15 protein-coding genes are annotated in these 18810 nt (G+C 55.9%); 12 read left to right on the plus strand and 3 right to left on the minus strand.

Annotated elements, in window-relative coordinates; genetic code table 11:
• Nucleotides 1–330, plus strand: a complete 330-nt coding sequence (locus ACI5FR_RS13140) for a histidine phosphatase family protein (RefSeq protein ID WP_405454975.1) — start codon at nt 1–3, stop codon at nt 328–330.
• On the opposite strand, the gene ACI5FR_RS13145 is transcribed toward ACI5FR_RS13140, so the two are convergent.
• Nucleotides 323–973 (minus strand): hypothetical protein, encoded by a 651-nt coding sequence (locus ACI5FR_RS13145; protein WP_405454976.1) that lies wholly within the window; start codon nt 971–973, stop codon nt 323–325. The genes ACI5FR_RS13140 and ACI5FR_RS13145 overlap by 8 nt on opposite strands.
• A 266-nt stretch (nt 974–1239) precedes the next feature.
• Between ACI5FR_RS13145 and ACI5FR_RS13150 the strand changes: the two genes are divergently transcribed.
• From ACI5FR_RS13150 to ACI5FR_RS13185, 8 genes are all read left to right on the plus strand, one after another.
• A complete protein-coding gene (locus ACI5FR_RS13150; protein WP_405454977.1) occupies nt 1240–2172 on the plus strand; it encodes a carbohydrate ABC transporter permease in 933 nt (310 codons plus the stop codon).
• 13 nt (nt 2173–2185) lie between these two features.
• The gene (locus ACI5FR_RS13155; RefSeq protein ID WP_405454978.1) at nt 2186–3019 is read left to right on the plus strand and encodes a carbohydrate ABC transporter permease; all 834 of its coding nucleotides are present in this window, start codon (nt 2186–2188) and stop codon (nt 3017–3019) included.
• 169 nt (nt 3020–3188) lie between these two features.
• Nucleotides 3189–4568 carry an ABC transporter substrate-binding protein gene (locus tag ACI5FR_RS13160; RefSeq protein ID WP_405454979.1) on the plus strand — a complete coding sequence of 460 codons (1380 nt, stop codon included), beginning with the start codon at nt 3189–3191 and terminating at the stop codon, nt 4566–4568.
• Between the two features lie 112 nt (nt 4569–4680).
• Complete coding sequence (locus tag ACI5FR_RS13165; RefSeq protein ID WP_405454980.1) at nt 4681–6498, plus strand: sensor histidine kinase; 1818 nt, start codon at nt 4681–4683, stop codon at nt 6496–6498.
• A complete protein-coding gene (locus ACI5FR_RS13170; protein WP_405454981.1) occupies nt 6491–8113 on the plus strand; it encodes a response regulator transcription factor in 1623 nt (540 codons plus the stop codon). Before ACI5FR_RS13165 ends, ACI5FR_RS13170 begins: the two co-directional genes overlap by 8 nt.
• A gap of 114 nt (nt 8114–8227) precedes the next feature.
• Nucleotides 8228–10030: a glycoside hydrolase family 2 protein gene (locus ACI5FR_RS13175; protein ID WP_405454982.1), complete on the plus strand. Its 1803-nt coding sequence runs from the start codon at nt 8228–8230 to the stop codon at nt 10028–10030.
• The gene (locus tag ACI5FR_RS13180) at nt 10027–12045 is read left to right on the plus strand and encodes a beta-galactosidase (protein WP_405454983.1); all 2019 of its coding nucleotides are present in this window, start codon (nt 10027–10029) and stop codon (nt 12043–12045) included. Before ACI5FR_RS13175 ends, ACI5FR_RS13180 begins: the two co-directional genes overlap by 4 nt.
• A 12-nt stretch (nt 12046–12057) precedes the next feature.
• Complete coding sequence (locus tag ACI5FR_RS13185; protein ID WP_405454984.1) at nt 12058–14031, plus strand: heparinase II/III family protein; 1974 nt, start codon at nt 12058–12060, stop codon at nt 14029–14031.
• Between the two features lie 508 nt (nt 14032–14539).
• Here the strand turns inward: ACI5FR_RS13185 and ACI5FR_RS13190 are convergent.
• Both ACI5FR_RS13190 and ACI5FR_RS13195 read right to left on the minus strand, forming a co-directional pair.
• Entirely contained in the window at nt 14540–14788 is a 249-nt protein-coding gene (locus ACI5FR_RS13190) for a hypothetical protein (RefSeq protein ID WP_405454985.1), read from the minus strand.
• Nucleotides 14789–15030: 242 nt separating this feature from the next.
• Nucleotides 15031–15222, minus strand: a complete 192-nt coding sequence (locus tag ACI5FR_RS13195) for a hypothetical protein (protein ID WP_405454986.1) — start codon at nt 15220–15222, stop codon at nt 15031–15033.
• 1285 nt (nt 15223–16507) lie between these two features.
• Between ACI5FR_RS13195 and ACI5FR_RS13200 the strand changes: the two genes are divergently transcribed.
• The 3 genes from ACI5FR_RS13200 (at nt 16508) to ACI5FR_RS13210 (ending at nt 18772) form a co-directional block, all read left to right on the plus strand.
• Nucleotides 16508–17629 (plus strand): sensor histidine kinase, encoded by a 1122-nt coding sequence (locus ACI5FR_RS13200; RefSeq protein WP_405454987.1) that lies wholly within the window; start codon nt 16508–16510, stop codon nt 17627–17629.
• Entirely contained in the window at nt 17626–18279 is a 654-nt protein-coding gene (locus ACI5FR_RS13205) for a response regulator transcription factor (RefSeq protein WP_405454988.1), read from the plus strand. Before ACI5FR_RS13200 ends, ACI5FR_RS13205 begins: the two co-directional genes overlap by 4 nt.
• Nucleotides 18280–18607: 328 nt before the next feature.
• Nucleotides 18608–18772: a GapA-binding peptide SR1P gene (locus tag ACI5FR_RS13210; RefSeq protein ID WP_405454989.1), complete on the plus strand. Its 165-nt coding sequence runs from the start codon at nt 18608–18610 to the stop codon at nt 18770–18772.
• Nucleotides 18773–18810 lie beyond the last annotated feature (38 nt).

The raw sequence follows: 18810 nt of genomic DNA on the forward strand, positions 1-18810 counted from the left end.
ATGTGGGAGCGATGCACAAGGGAACCTAGCTATATTCCACCCGTAGGTGATTCTGCTAAGCAGGCAGGCGAGCGCTTGAACTCCTTACTGTTAGTATTGGCTAAGGAACATCCGGCTGGAAGTAACGTTGTAATTGTTACTCATGGAGGATTAATCACAGATTTTCTGGTCCATGCATTTTCCGAGAATGAGCTGAATAGTTGGCACTCTAATTTTGTGGCCGCACAAACCGACCTGATTCCTGAGTGCTCGATTACAAAATTAATGTATGCAAATGGAGATTATCAATTAGACGTCTTTGCATCAGTAGAACATTTAAAGCTTAAGTGACTTCGCGCCGTCGCTGCGCGCGAAGCCACAGCGCAATCCCGCCGCCGGCGATCACCACGGCGAGGCCCACCCACACCACCGCGAAGCCACTGCGCCCGCCGGGCGGGTACCAGACGGGCGACAGCTGCGTCGGGTACTGCACCGCCGTGCCTTTCGCCTGCGCGAACTGCGAGAGCTGCTCCGCGACCGGTGCCCGGTCCGTCTCCCGCATGCCGGTCACGAGCTGACCGTCCAGGACGGGGAACGCGGTGACCCACTGCGGGTACGCCAGCCGCATCGCCGGCGGCAGCTCGGCCAGCAGCACGACGTACGCTTGTCCTGGCTGGAATTGGACCGAGAAATCCGGGCAGTCGCCGGCGCCGCTGCCACCGCCTTCGCGACTATCGACCGTCGCCGGCAGCATCACGGTCTTCGGCGCCTTGTCGGGACCGGCGTAGGCGGATACCTCAAGCGTCGCCTGGCGCCCGTCCGGCGACACCTTGTCCGCGACGCCCTGCACAGCGGCGACCGCCCCCTGCGATACCTCGGCGAACGACCACGGCTTCGGCGAACAAGCCAAAGCCGGCTTCCCGCCGAACCCCAAAATCGATACGATCCCGGCTAAAACCGCCAACGCCGTGACCCATTTTCTCCAATCCCTCATGAACCGTCCGCTCCCATCCCCATTCCACTATAACGTCCATTGTACCGGATTCGACCGGTGTTCCGCCACACACAATGGCGCTCATCCGCCAACTCGACAGGCTGCCCCGTGCACGATCCCTGACATTCCCTCTCGACCTAGGATCTCCCGCCAAGAAGTCAAAATTGTTGCGTTTTTGGGCAATATACCGTTAAATCCATGCCGCCTTGATCTCCTATAATGAGTAGCAGACTGATAGACTACAACCATTGTGAAGAGGTGGCAACATGGACAACACTCTTAGCCAAGCGTCAACCGTGTCGCGCCGGAAGCGGAAGAATGCGACGCAGATGAAGGAGACGATCGCGGGATTCCTGTTCGTAAGCCCGATGCTGATCGGGGTTACGATTCTGACCATATTGCCGATTGTGGCAACCATCATTCTGTCGTTCGGCGACTGGAATTTCGTGCAAGGCTTCGACGGCTTCAAGTGGGTCGGGGACAAAAACTTTTCCCGCCTGTTCGAAGACGCCACGTTCTGGAAGTCGATGCGCAACAATGCGATCTTCCTGCTCGTCGTGCCGATTTATATGATTATTTCAATGCTTCTCGCCATCTTGATCGATCGGTTCGTGTATTTCAAGGGTTTCTTCAAGGTCGCCTATTTCATGCCGTATATCTCGAGCGTGGTCGCCGTCGCCGTCGTCTGGCAGGTGCTGTTCCACCCCTCGTTCGGGCCGATCAATGAATTCTTGCAGGCCATCGGCATAGACAACCCGCCGAAATGGATCGCGGACACGGCCTGGGCGCTGCCCTCGGTCATGATGATCTCGGTCTGGACTTCCATCGGCTTCAACATGATCGTTTACATCGCCGGTCTGCAGTCCATTCCGAAAGACTTGTATGAAGCGGCCGAGATCGACGGCGCCAGCAAGTGGGTGCAATTCCGCCGCATCACGTTCCCGATGCTGTCGTCGACGTCGTTCTTCCTGCTCATTACCGGCATTATCTCGACGTTCAAAGTGTTCGACCTCATCGCAGTTTTGACTCAAGGCGGTCCGGCCGGCTCTACGTCGATGATCGTCTGGTACATGTACGAAACGGCGTTCATCAACCTGAAGATCGGCTATGCTTCTTCGATGGCGATCATTCTATTCCTCTGTATCTTCGTCATCACGATTCTGCAATGGATCGGCCAGAAAAAATGGGTAAATTACTAAGGAGGGCAGCGTCATGAAGATAAGCCTCGACATTCGCAAAGTGATCGTCACCGTCATCATGTTCGCCGGCAGCATCGTGTTCCTGCTGCCCTTCTTCTGGATGCTCTCGGCATCGTTCAAGCTAGAGGGCGAGGTATTCACCTACCCGATCCAGTGGATTCCGAAGCATTGGAACATCGTAGAGAACTACAAGGAAGTGTGGACCGGCCAGTTCCCGTTCTACAAATACTACTGGAACTCGATCAAGGTCAGCGTGATCACGACGTTTATTTCAGCGCTCGTCAGCGCGATGGCGGCTTACGGATTTTCCAAGGTGAACTTCAAGGCCGGATCGTTCCTGTTCCTGATCGTGCTAGCCACTTATATGATTCCGAGCCAAGCGATCCTGATCCCGCAATTCATCCTGTACCGCTACATCGGCTTGTTCGACAACCATATCGGCCTCATTTTGCTCAGCAGCTTCAGCGTTCTCGGGACGTTTATGCTCCGGCAATTTTTCATGGGCATTCATAATGAATTCATAGAATCGGCCAAAATCGACGGGGCGAACCACTGGACGATTTTCACCCGGATTGCGTTGCCGCTGACTCGGCCGGCGATCGCGACCTATGCGATCCTGAGATTCATCTGGACGTGGAACGACTACCAGAACCCGCTGATTTTCCTGAGAACGGACAAGCTGTACACGATTCCGCTCGCTATGCAGAAGTTCACGTCTATTAACGGTTCGTTCTACTCCTTGATCATGACGGCGGCGGTGTCGGCCATTATTCCGCTTCTCATCGTATTTATCATCGGCCAGAAGAGTGTCATTGAAGGGATCGCGACGGGTGGAGTCAAGGGATGACGATTTTAACGCACTGCGGTCAAAAAAGGAACAAAACTAGTCAAGATTGCAGCATGGCACCCGCTTATCGGGTTGATACAATGAGGATGTTCCATATTTGAAAGCGTTTTTCAATACCACCGATCATTACAAACAAACCAGCAGGGTCCAATTTAGGGAGGGGTATCGGGTGTTAAAAGGGAAATGGATGGCAGTAGCCAGCACGGCTGTCGCCGTGAGCATGCTGACCGCGGCTTGCGGCAGCAGCGGAAGCGATACGGCAAGCGATACGAATAATCCGGCAGGAGGTTCAAAAGAACCGGTTACCCTGAAGCTGTACACGTTCGGCAATGAAGTGGGCTACAACTGGACGAACACGATTCCGGCGTTCGAGAAAGCGAATCCGGGCATCAAGGTAGACGTAGTCGTCTTGAGTGAAAAGGGCGATACACAAGAATCGCTGAAAAAACTCGACTTGGCGGCGGCTTCCGGCGACGCGATGGACGTGCTGATGTTCAGCGACCCGGCTTCCTACGCGCAACGCGTCTCGCTCGGCATGGCGGCTCCGCTCGACGATTACATTAAGCAGGAAGGCTTCAAGGTCACCGACGAATACAAGGTCGACACGACCCTGAACGGCAAAGTGTACGCACTTCCGGGCAAATTCAATCCATGGTATGTGCTGCTCAACAAAAATCAGCTCGACGAAGCCGGCTTGACCGTTCCGAAGGACTGGACTTGGGACGAGTTCATGACCTACGCCAAAAAGCTGACCAAAGGCGAAGGCGCCACGAAGCGGTACGGCACTTACTTCCACGGTCCGCAAGGCGGCGGCTGGATGGAGTTCATGAAGCTCGCGATGGGCAACCAGCCGGACAACACCGAGTTCCTGAAGGCGGACGGCACGTCCAACCTGGACAGCCCGCTGTTCAAGAAAACGCTCGAAATGCGCGTGAAGATGGAGAAGGAAGACAAGTCCTCTACTCCGTATACGGATATTATCTCCCAGAAGCTCGCATACCGTGCACAGTTCTTCAACCAAAACGCCAGCATGCTCCTGATCGGCAGCTGGATGAATACGGAGCTCGGCGGTACGGACCAATTCCCGTTGAACTTCAACGTAGCGGTAGCCCCGTATCCGAAGAACGCGCCTAGCGATCCGAGCGGCTTGACGCCGGTAACGACGGACTACGTCTCGGTAGCGGCCAGCTCCAAGCATAAGGACGAAGCTTACAAGTTCGTACGCTGGTACACGACGGAAGGCCAAATCGTCCAAGGCAAGAACATTCCGTCCTGGAGCAAAGTGAAAGCCGAAGACATGAGCTCGATGATCGACAATATTCTCTCGAAGACGAAAAATCCGGAGAAGGTGGACAAGGCTTCGCTCAATTCCGTGCTGGCTATGTCCAAAGCGTCGAAGATCATTCCTCCGGCCTCTTACCAAGCGGAAGTGTTCAAGGTCGTCAATGAAGAGTATGAGCTGCTCATTCTGGGCAAGCAAGACATCGACACGTCGATCAAGAAGATGCAGGAACGGACGCAAAAAATTATCGACAGCAACAAGAAATAATCGTTTCCCCGCCGTTGGGAGAATCTAGTAGGGTGCAGGATAGAGCTGCGCCCTGCTTTTTTGCCGTTTATGCATCGATTACGCCGTGATTTGATTGGGGGAGTGAAGCCGGATGAAGCGTCTATCCTCGTTATTCTCGTTCTCCTCGTTCCGTTCCAAAATTATGCTCGCCTCTATCGTATGCATCCTGCTGCCCGTCTCCATCTCCATGATCGTGTACAATACGCTTACGCGCGAAGCGGTGAAGGAGCAGGCGATGTCGAACGCCCAGGAATCGCTGCGGCTCGTGGAGGGCTATGTGACGCGGTCGTTCCAATCGATGCTCGACGCGGCGAATTTCGTCCAGCTCGACCCGGAGATGATCCTGCTGCTGAAGGAGATTGCGAACGACCCTGCGTTCAACGAGAAGGAAAATATCGAAGACTTCGATCTGTACAACACAGTGCTGACCCGGCTGGAAAGCCAGTCCGCGGTGAATGGGGAAAAGCTGTTCATCACGATTCAACTGGCCAACGATGTGGCGATCGCCAGCTACCCTTGGTATGAATACGACCCGAAGCAGCTCGTGCAGGAGTCTTGGTCGAGCACCTGGAACGAGCAGACGGGGTATCAGTCGTACTGGCTCAACTCGGTACCGACCGTGTTCCGGACGGAGAAGGCAGTGAGCGCTCATCAAATCTCGCTCGCCCGCACGCTGCGGGATGCGTCAGGGCGCGTGTACGGCTATACGATCGTCACGATTCTCGAGAGCGAGATCAACCAGCTGTTCGAGAAGATGGCCGCCGGGCAGGAGATCATGGTGGTCGATCCCGAGGGGACAATCGTCTCGCATGCGGACAGCGGCCGGGTCGGGCAGCGATTCGAATACGCGAAGGCCGCGAACGGGGCGCCACTCGCGTCGGCCATCCTCAATATCGACAACCGCGACTACCTCGTGACGAAGCTCGATCTGCCAGTTACGAGCTGGAATCTCGTCTCGCTGCGCCCATACGCGGAGGCAGCGCACAAAATCAATTCGATCTTCAGCCGAGTGTTCGTGTTCCAGCTGCTGTTCGGGCTCGTCTTCCTGCTGCTGCTCGTCTCACTCATCCGGACGATCACGACCCCGCTCGTACGGCTCGGGCAGGTGGCGAAGAAGGTGGAGCTCGGCAACCTCGAGGTGCGGTCCAACATCCGCAGCTCGGACGAGGTCGGCCATCTGAGCCGGTCGTTCGACCAGATGCTGGAACGGATCAAGGAGATGATCCGCGAGATCTCGGTCAACCAGGCCCGCAAGCGGGAGGCGGAGATCGCCATGCTGCAGGCGCAGATCAACCCGCACTTCCTGTTTAACGTGCTGAATTCGATCCGGATGAAAATTCTCCGTAATGGCGACAAGTCGAGTGCGGAAATGCTGAGCTCCCTGTCTCGGCTGCTGCGGATGACGATCGATCCGCAGAAGGAGAACATCCTGCTCGCAGACGAGGTCGAGATCGTCATGGACTACGTGCAGCTCATGAACATGCGGCAGAAGGAGCGCGCCGAGCTCGTCGTCGATATGAGAGGACCGGGCTTCACGGAGCGGGTGCCGCGGTTCTTCCTGCAGCCGATCATCGAGAATGCGATGATCCATGGGCTGAGCCAGCGAGCCGGCACGATCCGGCTGACCGCGGAGCAGGAAGGCCCGTACTATGTCGTGCGCGTCGCTGACGACGGGGTCGGGATGGAGCCGGAGGAGCTGGCCGCCCTGAAGGCGAAGCTGGTGTCGGGCGAGCCGACCGGCAGCCAGAAGCGTCAAGGCTTCAGCGGCATTGGCATCACGAACGTCTATGAGCGGATGAAGATGCAGTTCGGACCTGAGTTCGAGATGGAGATCGAAAGCCGGCCGGGGGAAGGGACTTGCGTAACGCTGTATATTCCGATGAGCGAGGAGGCGAAGGACGATGTATGACGTGATGATGGTCGACGACGACTATCCGGTGCTCGAGCTGCTGTCCGAGGCGATCCCTTGGGATCGGCTAGGGCTTCGGCTGAGCGGTGTGTACGAGAACGGCGCCAGCGCACTCGACGGTGCGCAGGAGGCGATGCCGGATATTCTGATTACCGACATCGGGATGCCGAAGATGGACGGCCTGGAGCTGATCCGGCGGTTGAAGGCGCAGAAGCCGGAGCTGAAGGTGGTCATTCTGTCGTGCCACAGCGAATTCCACTATGCCCAGCAGGCGCTCAAGCTGAACGTACAGGACTACCTCGTGAAGGAGACGCTCGACCCTGAGGAGCTCACCGTACTGCTCGGCCAATTCGCCGGAAGCCTCGAGGAGGAGCGGCGGCAGCATCAGCAGCAGGCGCGGCTGGAGCAGCGCGTCAGCCGCAGTCTGGAGGCGGAGAAGGAGAAGTTCATCCGCAGCACGATCCACCAGCCGATCTTGGGTCCGGACCGGTGGCTGGAGGAAGCGGCGTCCGTAGGCTTGCGGCTTCGCGAAAAGTCGTGCATGACGCTGATGGCGTATATCGAGCAGTATCGGACGGTGAAGAAGCTGTTCGTTTCGGACGAGACACTGCGGTTCGCGCTCTCCAACGTTATCGGGGAGTCGGCGGCCGGACACTCCCCGGATGCCGTTCACTTCGTCTACAGCGCGAAGCAATCGTTCCTGCTTCTGCCCCATAAGGCGGGGTTGAAGGTGAACCCGTTCCAGGAAGCGGCAGAGCTCGCCCGGACGGTCCAATCTGCGCTGCGCCGCACGCTCGGCATCGGCGTCACGATCGTGCTCGGGCGGGTCGGAGAGACGCCCGAGGAGATCAAGACCGAGCTGAACCGGCTGCTCGAGTCGAAGCGGCAGCGGTTTTATTGGCCGCTCGGCACGATCGCCAAGCAAGACCACGCCCCGTTCGGCGACGAGGATCTGTTCGCGCGGTACGACGAGGTCAGCGAACAGTTCCGCAGCGTCCTGCTAGGCAAGCAAGCGGACGAGCTGGAGCCGGCCGTGCGCGGCCTGACCGCCATGCTGAGCGAGAAGCGGTACCCGCCCGAGCAAGTGCGCGACTGGATGCTTAAGCTGCTGCTCGATCTGCGGATCAAGCTGCAATCGCTGCAATATTTTCGCCCCGCGCACTCGGTCGATACGCTTCATGGCGAGATTCTCGAGATGGATACGCTGGATGAGCTGCAGGCCTGGCTGCTCGACTACTTCCGGACGGCGATGACGTCTTCGGAGGAGTGGAAGGGCCATGCGCGACGCAGCGAGGTGGTCGACGCGATGGAGTACGTCTCTCGGCACCTGGACAAGCGGATCGGGCTTGAGGAGATGGCTGAGCATCTGCATCTGAACACGAGCTACTTCAGCCGGCTGTTCAAGAAGGAGACGGGGCGTACGTTCATCGACTACGTCACGCAGATGAAGCTGAACCGGGCGAAAGAGCTGCTCGATCAGACGCCGCATTCGGTGGGCAAAATCTCGGAGATGTTGGGCTATGACAACCAGAGCTATTTCATCAAACTGTTCAAGTCCCATACCGGGGTCACGCCGGTCGAGTATCGGGGGCACAAGAGCCCTTCCAATGCGTAAAAATCAGTCAATCGAGCTCGCAAAGTAGTCAAGATAGCGGCATCCGGCCCGGCCCGAATCGATTTATGATAGGGACAACAACGCGGCGTAAAGCCTGGAAAGGGTGTTCCGAGCATGACAATGGAAATCGAGAAGCAAGCGGACAATTTCGTCGACAGCATTCATAATGCGTCATATGAGACGCCGTATCTCGCTAAGAGGATTACGAACGAGACGATGGTGTACGACAGAGGGCGGCCGAAGGAGCTGCTGAACGGCCAGTGGAACTACGGCATCGACCAATATGATACATGCCTGCGGGCCAAATGGTTCGAGGAGGCAATCAAGGACGATGAGGGCTTTTACAACCCGATCGACTTCAGCTTCGATCAATGGCCGACGATGAAGGTGCCGAGCGTCTGGAACACGCAGGACGAGAAGTACTTGCTGTACGAGGGCAGCGTCGTCTACACCCGCCGGTTCCTGTACATGAACAAGGGCGAGGAACGGGTGTTCATCAAGTTCGGCGCGGTCAATTACGATGCCAAGGTGTTCCTGAACAAGGAGTACCTCGGCTGCCATAAGGGCGGCTCAACGCCGTTCTTTATCGAGGTGACCGGCAAGCTGCAGGAATCGAACCGCCTTCTCGTCGTGGCGAACAACACTCGCAAGCGGACGCAGGTGCCATGTGACAACACGGACTGGTTCAATTACGGCGGCATCTACCGGGACGTGGAGTTAATCCGGCTGCCGGCAACGTTCATCCAGCATTTCTCGGTCGCGCTCGTACCGGGAAGCGGCTTCAGCCGGTTGCAGGTGAAAGCCCGGATTAACGGGAATGGGGCTGTTGCGGGTGCGCGTGAAACCTTTTCTCTGCGGATTGAAGAACTGGGGATCGACGCGAAGATTGAGATTCTTGACGGATATGGGGAGGCGATCTTGGAGGCTCAGCCTGAGCTGTGGAGCCCGGACAGTCCGAAGCTGTACAAGGTAGAAGCTCAATATGGCGCAGACCGTATACAGGAGCGGATCGGTTTCCGGGAGATTCGCGTGGTGGGCACGGACATTTATTTGAACGGGACCCCGATCTACCTGAAGGGGATCAGCACGCATGAAGAAAGCGTCTTGAATGGCAAGGCGATGACTGACGACGAAATTCTGGACAATTTCCGCCTGGCCAAGGAAATGAACTGCAATTATATGCGGCTCGCGCATTATCCGCATACGGAGCGCGCCGCGCAGCTGGCCGACGAGCTCGGGATCATGCTGTGGGAAGAAATTCCCGTCTACTGGGCGATCGAATTCGATAACCCGGACACGTACGCCGACGCCGAGAATCAGCTGACCGAGCTGATTCGGCGCGATATCAACCGCGCTAGCGTCATCATCTGGTCGGTCGGCAACGAGAATGCGGATACGTCGTCCCGGCTGCGGTTCATGAGCTCGCTGGCGAAGCGGGCGAAGTCGCTCGACCCGACCCGCCTCGTCTCAGCCGCCTGCATGCTAGACCATGTGAACCACATCATGGACGACCGGTTGGCGGAATACCTCGACGTCATCGGGGCGAACCAATATTACGGCTGGTATCAGACGGACTTCAACAACCTGATTCGGTTGTTCGAGAATAGCCGGCCGACGAAGCCGGTCATCATCACCGAGTTCGGCGCAGACGCCAAGGCCGGGTATCGCGGCACGGTGGACGAGAAGGGCACGGAGGATTGCCAGCTGGACATCTATCGCAAGCAAGTGAACGTTATCGCCCGCATCCCTTACGTGAAAGGGACGAGCCCCTGGATTTTGTACGACTTCCGCTGTCCGCGGCGCCTGCATTTCTCGCAGGAGTATTACAACACGAAGGGCTTGCTGAATGCGGACAAAACGTATAAAAAACCGGCGTTCTATGTGATGCAGCAGTTCTACGCCGAGGTGCGCCCATGATCAATGCCAAGCTGCCGACGATCTGGTACGGGGGCGACTACAACCCGGACCAGTGGCCGGAGGAGATCTGGCACGAGGACATGCGGCTGTTCCGGCAGGCGGGCATCAATGTCGTGACGCTGCCGGTGTTCAGCTGGGCCAAGCTGCAGCCTTCCGAAGACGTGTACACGATGGAGTGGCTCGATCGGCTGCTTGATCTCGTTCACGCTAACGGGATCTACGTCTGCCTCGCCACGTCCACCGCGGCTCAGCCGGCGTGGCTCTCGCGGAAGTATCCGGGCGTGCTGCCCGTAGACGAGGACGGACGGAAGCGGACGCACGGCTCGCGGGTGAACTTCTGCCCCAACAGCCCCGACTACCGCAGGCTCTCGCGCGGGCTGGCACGGCGGCTGGCGGAGCGGTACAAGGACCATCCTGCGCTGCTCATCTGGCATGTGGGCAACGAGTACGGTCCGCACTGCTATTGCGACACGTGCGCGGCGTCATTCCGCGTCTGGCTGCGGGAGCGTTACGGGATGATCGAGACGCTGAACGCGCGCTGGAACATGAGCTTCTGGGGCCACACGGTGTACGACTGGGAGGAGATCGTGCCTCCGACCAATCTGAATGGGGACAACCGCTGCTTCCAAAGCATGGCGCTCGACTACAAGCGGTTTATGTCCGACTCGATCCTTGCTTGCTACCAGGGCGAGTACGACGAGATTAAGGCCGTTACGCCGGATGTGCCGATCACGACGAATTTCTGGGGGTTGTTTAACGGACTTGATCTGGCCAAGTGGGCGGAGCGGATGGACGTTATCTCCTGGGACAGCTACCCGCATATGAACGAGCCGATGGGCCATGTGGCGATGCGGCACGACTACATGCGCGGACTGGCCGGCGGCCGGCCGTTCATGCTCATGGAGCAGACGCCGAGCCAGCAAAACTGGCAGCCGTACAACAGCCTAAAGCGTCCGGGCGTCATGCGGCTGTGGAGCTACCAGGCGGTGGCGCGGGGCGCCGACACAGTCCTGTTCTTCCAGCTGCGCCGGTCGTTCGGCGCCTGCGAGAAGTATCACGGCGCGGTGATCGAGCACGCGGGCCACGGGGAGACGCGCGTGTTCCGCGAATGCGCCGCGCTTGGGCAGGAGCTGCAGGCGCTAGGCGACACGCTGCTGGACAGCGAGACGCACGCCGAAGCGGCGCTTTTGTTCGACATCGACACGTGGATCGTCGTGAACATGTCGAGTGGGCCGAGTGTCGACTTGGACTACCTGAAGCAGGCGCAGTCGTATTACCGGGCGTTCTATGACCGGAATATCGCCATGGATGTGATCAGTCCGCTGAGTGATTTTTCCGGCTATCGGCTGGTCGTCGCTCCTGTTTTCTACATGCTGAAGCCTGGCGTAGCGGAGCGGGTCGAGGCATTCGTCGCCGCGGGTGGCACGTTCGTAACGACTTTCTTCAGCGGGCTCGTGGACGAAAATGACCTCGTTACGCTGGGCGGCTATCCGGGCCTGTTGCGCCGGCTGCTCGGTATCTGGGTCGAGGAGATCGACGCCCTGACGCCGGAGATGAAAAATCGGATCGTCATGCGCGAGTCGGGGCATGGCGCGCTTCAGGGAGAATATGAATGCAGCCTGCTGTGCGACCTGCTGCATCTGGAAGGGGCGGAAGCGCTGGCCGTCTACGGCGACGATTTCTATGCCGGCATGCCTGCGCTGATCGTGAACCGCTTCGGCCAGGGCCGGGCGTATTATGTGGCGACCGCCCCGGACGAAGCGTTCTTGGATGCGCTGTGCGAGAGTTTGTGCGCCGAGGTGGGCTTGCGCGCTCCGCTCGACGCCGATCGGGGCATCGAGCTGGCCGAGCGGCACAAGGCAGGGCGGACGTTCACGTTTGTTTTGAACCATAATGCAGGGCGAGCGTCGGTCCGATTGCCTTCCGGGGAGACGCGTACCGATTTGCTGAGCGGCAGGGTTTTGAAAGGTTCTGTTGAAGTAGAAGGGCATGGAGTCTTAATTCTAGCTACATGAAGGGGAATGACGATGAATATGCCATGGGAGATCGGAAGGGACGAGCTGGCGGCGCTGCTGCGCCGGGCGGCACTAGAAGCTGGGGAGCGCACCCCTGGAACGTACTTGTTCCAGGGGCGTTCTGGTGTGGACGTACGTCAGGCGATTAACGGCGATCCGGCTTATGTGGATTTGTTGGGGGAGATTCAGGCAGAGGGTGACCGGCTGCTCCGGGAGCCGATCAGCGAGCTGAGCTACGGACTGTTTCGTATTTATGAGACGGTTGGGACGCGGGTGGAATACGAGCGGCCGTATTTCGAGCGCCGAAAGCGGCTGACCGCGACCGTACTGCTCAGCTGGCTGGAGCCGGACAACCGCGTCTTACGCGAGGCGGCGGCCGAGATCATCTGGGCGATCTGCGACGAGTACACGTGGTGCCTGCCGGCGCACCTGACCGGCTCGGAGGAGACGAACGCCGACGATCGCCGGGTACGCTCGCTTTACGCGGAGGATCCGCGTGTGCAAGTGGACCTGTTCGCCGCGGAGACGGCGTTCGCGCTGAGCGAGGCGGCCGCGCTTCTCGGGCCGCTCTTGCCCCCGCTCCTGCACAAGCGGATCGTGCAGGAAGTGTTCGGGCGTGCGCTGCGCCCGTTCGTGAGCCAGCGGGCTCAGCCGTTCCACTGGGAGAGGTCGCGGATGAATTGGGCGTCGGTCTGCGCCGGCTCACTCGGAGCGGCGGCGATCTATATGCTGGATCGCGCCGAGCAGTCGGACGAGCTCGCCGACGTGCTCGTCCATGTCCTGCCGGTGCTGCGGTCGTTCCTGCTCGGCTACGAACCTGACGGGGCGTGCAAGGAAGGCTACGGCTATTGGCAGTACGGCTTCGGCTACTACGTCTACTTCGCCGATATGCTGCGCCAGCGCACGGGTGGAGCGCTGGATCTGTTCGCGCTCGACGGGATCGAGGCGATCGCCCGGTTCTCGCAGGCGTCCTTCCTGGACGGCCGGCTCGTGGCGAACTTCTCGGACGCCCATCCGGAGTATGGCGTCTATATGGGCCTCGCCCACTGTCTGCTGGGCGAGTATCCGGGCCGGTTCGCGGCGCCGGCCGCCGAACTGCGTGCTGCTCATGCGGCCGATCATTGCGGCCGCTGGGCGCCCGCGGCGCGGAACCTGATCTGGTTCCGGCCGGAGCGGGCGGTGGGCGAGCCGTGGCCGGCCGGCTCGACATATTTGCCCGACGCCCAGTGGCTCGTTTCGCGAGTCGAGGCGTCGGCAGTGGAGCGGCGGCGGCCGCAGCCGCAGCGCTTCGCGTTCGCCGCGAAGGGCGGCCACAACGATGAGCCGCACAACCAGAACGACCTCGGCCAATTCATCCTGTACGGGGCCGGGCATACGTTCCTGGCCGACCTCGGCAGCGGCCGCTACACGCGGGAGTACTTCCGCCCCGAGACGCGCTACGGTATCCTATGCAACGGCTCGCAAGGCCACTCCGTGCCGATCGTGAACGGCTGCTTCCAAGAGCCCGGTGCCGACTATCGCGCTGTGGTGCTGGAGGCGTCGCTGACGGACGAAGCCGACCGCTTCACCCTGGACTTGGCCGGCGCGTACGCTTGCCCATCCTTGCAGCGGCTCGAGCGGACGTTCACCTGGCGCAAGTCCGAAAGGCCGGAGCTGGTGCTCGAGGACGCGTACCGCTTCTCGGTGCCGCCTGAGTCGATCGTCGAGCGGTTCATCACTTACGACGCGCCGCTAGTGGATGAAGTGGGGCAGGGAGTTGTGACGTTGCAGGGGGCTGGCGGTCAGGAAGACGTCAACTTGCACAGTTCCGACCACCCGCAGTTGCGCATTCACTTCGACCCTGCTGCCGTTCGGCCGGTGGTGACGGAGCTTGTCCATGTAGACCATCACGGCGCCGAGGTGCCGGTGTATGCGCTGGACTTCTCCGCATTAGCCCTAGGGTCGGAGTGGAGTGTGAGGTTTGCGTTCCGTTTTGCGGATTCTTGATGGGTGTCTGAGGATGCTTGCTGGGTGCGTAACGATACGGGAAGCTGAGGATTGTGCCATTTAGGCGCCTAGTAACTGTGGAAAGATGCATGGAGAATGCATCGAGGCTGCAAGTTTGATTAAGGTGCGCATAGGTAGATCACCCCGCGAACCTTGGGGCTCCCACGCGACCCTGGGATCCCTGGCCCCCTCACGCGAACCCCGACACGAAGAGGGAATTTCTCCCTCTCTTATCACACATTGGATCGGTATAGCCTCCATCAGAGGGAAAACCTCCCTCTTTTTCCCCGCATATAGCCCCACTGAGCCGTTTTTAGACAGAAAGAGAGGGAGGTTTTCCCCTACATAATCGCGTTTTGACGTAAAATGGTGCTAAGAGAGGGAGCTTTTCCCTCTCCTCTTTCGAGACGAGGTAAAACAAGTGGTTCCGCAACAAGTAAAAGGACCTCCCTTCCGAGAGCGGAGAGAAGGTCCCTTTGTGATCTATTAACGAGAGCAAAATGATCGTTTAAATATAGTGCTGGTGCTGTTCGGCTTCCGATTGCAAAACGAACTCGGTAATTTCCTTGTAGTTCTGCATCCGGCGGGAGATATTGTCGGCGAACTCCTTAATAAACTCCTGATTGTTGCGGTAATCCATCAGCAGGTGCATGCGATGTTTGTTGAGATGTAGCTCCGTCTTGATGGCAATCGCGAGAAAGTTCTTGTCCTCCAGCTTCGACAATTCCAGTATCTTGCTGTTCGTTGCAGCCTCCATGTCTGTTCCTCGCCTTCTCAAGTAACTTCCCTATCATCATGCGCTACCAGGTTACTCTTCCATGATAATACGAAAGCGCTCGGGCTACAGCACATTATTGCTTCAACGGGAAGCAAACTTTTTTTGCAACATGATGCAATCGCGAGTAACTCTATAGGCACAAAAAAAGAGAGCATATATCAAGTCTCGACCGTCACCTGATATACAATCTCTTTTTTTGTTGGTAGAATATTGGTGAGAAATTAGTACCAGTAGCCCATAACCACTGCTCCTGCTCTGGAAGGCTCGTTGATTCTTTTAATGACTGCCTTTTGCTCAGCATTCGAGAGAGAGAATAGCTTTTCATTGAGATCGCTTTCATTTGCATTTTTGGACTTCATCATCTCACGAACGACTGATTGCAAGTTCGTTGACCAACTAACTGTTGCTTGCATTATATCACCTCTCTTCCGCATAAGATAATAATTACATTTTATATCATTAAATAATAGGAGAAAAGAGGGGAAGCTGTTGTTTAGAAAAAAAATTATCAGATTAGGCCTAGTAGCCTTTGCATTGACTCAATTATGGTTCGTTTATATTATTTTTAATTTCCCGGTAAGCGGGATAAATGTCGAAAAACAGGATGGAGATCGTTGGGTAATCAGCTTTTTCGAATCCAGAAGTCTTTCGACGGAACTTGGACTAAAAGAAGGGGATCAGGTTATTGAGATTGATGATACAAGTCCAGGCGAATATTTTTCTGTTATTAAATGGCGCATGATTGAACAATTCAATACTATGGTACTTTCTAGGGAAGGGTCGCAATTTACGGTGTCCACTGATGAGCTAAAGCCGTCTTCACCGTATGATATTCTTGCTTTGACAGGGGAGATCGTTTCTTTTGTTCTTGCTGCAATCTTATACAAGAAACTACATTATTCGAAATCAGCCGTATACTTAGCGCTTGTGTTCGCGACAATCGGTGGAATCTTAATGAGTTTGGTTGCATCAATCCGAGGAGATACACTTGGAAAGCATTTAGTTACAACACTTCTTATGTTGTTGCCTATCATCTTTCTACACTTCCTAGTAGTGTTCTTAGAGGAGAAAGGAAGCATTAACCTTCCTAGAACGATCATTAAATATTTGTACTATATTATTTTAAGTGTCTTCTTAATTCAGTTTATCACTTATAGCAAATCAAATATCGTAATTCTAATCTATAGATTCAATAGTATGTTTGCCTTATTGGTTTTTGTGATCGGACTTTTTGTGAATTTGGTGCTATTATTTGGATTGTATCTCAGGTATCGGAAAGAAAAATCCTTCACATCAAGCATAATTAAGACCATTTGGATCTCACTAATTATTTCATTTTCACCGCTTGTTTGTTTTTCGTTTCTTCCTATGCTAATAGTCAATAAGACCATTGTGGATCCGTTCTATATGTGCTGGTTTGTCTTGTTTTTTCCAATGTCATTCGCATATTTGATTATGACTCGCCAAATCTATGACATCGACATAATTTTGCGCAGAGTCTTATTTACGACATTAATTGCAATCGTACCTGGCGCACTTATCGTGTTTATGACGAGTATGCTAGCCCCTAATGAATTAACGCCTATAAAGCTAATAATTGAGTTTATCCTTTTTGTATTAATCATTTCTTCCACGCTCTATCTTCTGGAATACTTAACAGTCAAGCTTGAACCGGTCATCTTCCCGCGTAAGCATCAATTGCAGAAGGCGCTACGCAAAATCTCGGGCGATCTGGGCTCGATCTCCAGTTTCCGCCAGTTGAAAGACATTTTCCTTGTGGACATTGTTACCTCAATCCAAGTGTACGGCGGTGCTATTGTGCTCAAGTACAATGATTCCTTGGAAATCATCAGTGAGGGTACGATCGAGGAAGATGTCGTTAGGCGATTGATCGAAGCAAACGAGTATGAGCTGGAAAACGAGATGTACTCCATCTTCAAGATCAACCATCACGAGGAATTCACCTCTTACTTGATCATGACGCAGAAGAAGACAAATACGCGTCTCGGTCTAGAAGAAATTCAGTGGCTCAATCTCATCGTTACATACCTTTCAGTCGGCCTGGAGAACATCCATCTCGTGCGCAAGCTCACGCAGCAGCTGCAGCAATGGGCGGCGCAACTGCCGGACGAGCACTCGGCGCAGGACTTCGTCTGGTTCCGCAAGCTGATGTTCGAGCTGCAGGAGAAGGAACGTGTCCGGATCGCGACCGATCTGCACGATACGACGATGCAAGACTTGTTCTTCCTGAAAGACCGGCTGCTGACGCTGATCGACAAATACACCTTCCGCGAGGAGGATAAGGCGCATATCCGCAGCTTGACCGATTACATCGACGTCATCAATTCCAACCTGCGCCAGAGCTGCTTCGAGTTGCACCCTTACTTGCTGAAGGAGATCGGGCTCATCCCGACGATCGAGAAGCTCGTCCGCTTCGAGCGCGCTGTGAGTCCGTTCAAGTTGGATTTCTTTACTACCCAAGTCGCGCAGATCGAGGATACGGATTTGGAGACGAAGCGCCATCTGTTCCGAATCGTCCAGGAGCTGATCAACAACGCCAAGAAGCATTCCCAAGCGAGTCATATCCGAATGGTGATGCGTACTACGAAAGGAGAGCTTCACCTGGACTACGAGGATGATGGTGTAGGCTTTGATGAGCGCCAAATCAGCTTGCCCGAGGTCGGTTCCTCCGGGATCGGGATCGCCCAGATGAAGAGCAGAGTGCTTTTCCTGAACGGCCGATTCGAGATGACGTCTGGCAAGGGGAACGGCTATAAGTTTCAAGCGATCTTTCCATTGAAAGAAGGGCGATCCGCATGAGCAAGGACATCCGAATCCTAGTGGTAGACGACCACCCCCTAATGGCCGAGGCTACGAGGTCGGTGCTCGAACAAATTGAAGGCGTCAAGGTGATCGGGCTGGTCCATGACGGAGCCGGCTGCATGAAGGCCGTGGAGAAGCACAAGCCGGACATGGTGTTCTTGGACTATCAGCTCCCCGATCTCGTCGGCTCTGACATCACGCGCCTAATCAAGCAAAAGTTCCCGTCCATCCATATCGTTATCTTCACCGGCGTGGACGTGACGGAGATGTTGAACCATCTCATCGAGCTGCAGGTCAGTGCGATCATCTCCAAAGGCACGACGCGCGCAGCGATCAAGAACATGATTGGCTGCATCCTCGAGAACCATATCGTCCTGCCCCGGGCGGCGCTGAACAAGCTGAGGCTGACACCGCCTCCGATGTACGACGATCCGATGCTGACCGAAGACGAGGTGCTGATCATGACGATGATCATCAAGGGCGCGACGCTGGAGCAGATCGGTGAGCGTATCCATATGAGCAAGCGGTCCGTCGACAACTATCAGCGCCGCATCTATGAGAAGCTGGGCGTGGAGACACGGCTGGAAGCGATCGAGAAATTTATCAAAAGCCCTTATTACGTGGAGGCCGGGGCGGGGGAAAGATAGATAGCGCATCAGGGCATATTCTACTGCAACCATTTCCACGACAAAGGAAAACATACAATTCAGGAGACTTTAGCGGTTCGAAGCCGATTTGAATCGTTTTAGTCTCCTTTTTGCTTGCAATCGAGTGCTGGGATTCACCGGTGAGCTGATCTCGTCGGGTGTTTTCATCATTTAGTTATACTTTATTGGGCGGGAGACGAATAAAATGAAGTAGATGTCGGGCCATTTATGACGTTCTAGAAAAATAAATATTGCGTAATATATACTGAATAATGTACACTATATGTGAGGTCGCGATTCAAATCATTCGATTGAGGTGGGATCCAGCATGGAGAAGACGACGATGAAATTGAATTTAGGTGTCATCTTATGCAAGCATTGTTCGGCAATCATCGATACGGTTGATTCGGATAACGTCGTTACCTACTACTCGGTCTGTCAAGATCCGTCTTGCACCGAGGCTACCAAGAAGGAGCAGCCGGATTGGGATTGACGGTGAAGCCTCTATAGAATGGTTGCTGCATAGCGGAT

This window comes from Paenibacillus sp. HJGM_3 (assembly GCF_045062745.1).
Taxonomy (GTDB): Bacteria; Bacillota; Bacilli; order Paenibacillales; family NBRC-103111; genus Paenibacillus_AA.

What these genes read in the sequence shown, in the direction of transcription:
- ACI5FR_RS13170 (WP_405454981.1), top strand. Translation starts at nt 6,491, where the DNA reads ATGTATGACGTGATGATGGTCGACGACGACTATCCGGTGCTCGAGCTG.
- ACI5FR_RS13185 (WP_405454984.1), top strand. Translation starts at nt 12,058, where the DNA reads ATGAATATGCCATGGGAGATCGGAAGGGACGAGCTGGCGGCGCTGCTG.
- ACI5FR_RS13175 (WP_405454982.1), top strand. Translation starts at nt 8,228, where the DNA reads ATGACAATGGAAATCGAGAAGCAAGCGGACAATTTCGTCGACAGCATT.
- ACI5FR_RS13180 (WP_405454983.1), top strand. Translation starts at nt 10,027, where the DNA reads ATGATCAATGCCAAGCTGCCGACGATCTGGTACGGGGGCGACTACAAC.
- ACI5FR_RS13145 (WP_405454976.1), bottom strand. Translation starts at nt 973, where the DNA reads ATGAGGGATTGGAGAAAATGGGTCACGGCGTTGGCGGTTTTAGCCGGG.
- ACI5FR_RS13205 (WP_405454988.1), top strand. Translation starts at nt 17,626, where the DNA reads ATGAGCAAGGACATCCGAATCCTAGTGGTAGACGACCACCCCCTAATG.
- ACI5FR_RS13140 (WP_405454975.1), top strand. Translation starts at nt 1, where the DNA reads ATGTGGGAGCGATGCACAAGGGAACCTAGCTATATTCCACCCGTAGGT.
- ACI5FR_RS13210 (WP_405454989.1), top strand. Translation starts at nt 18,608, where the DNA reads ATGGAGAAGACGACGATGAAATTGAATTTAGGTGTCATCTTATGCAAG.
- ACI5FR_RS13155 (WP_405454978.1), top strand. Translation starts at nt 2,186, where the DNA reads ATGAAGATAAGCCTCGACATTCGCAAAGTGATCGTCACCGTCATCATG.
- ACI5FR_RS13190 (WP_405454985.1), bottom strand. Translation starts at nt 14,788, where the DNA reads ATGGAGGCTGCAACGAACAGCAAGATACTGGAATTGTCGAAGCTGGAG.
- ACI5FR_RS13150 (WP_405454977.1), top strand. Translation starts at nt 1,240, where the DNA reads ATGGACAACACTCTTAGCCAAGCGTCAACCGTGTCGCGCCGGAAGCGG.
- ACI5FR_RS13195 (WP_405454986.1), bottom strand. Translation starts at nt 15,222, where the DNA reads ATGCAAGCAACAGTTAGTTGGTCAACGAACTTGCAATCAGTCGTTCGT.
- ACI5FR_RS13165 (WP_405454980.1), top strand. Translation starts at nt 4,681, where the DNA reads ATGAAGCGTCTATCCTCGTTATTCTCGTTCTCCTCGTTCCGTTCCAAA.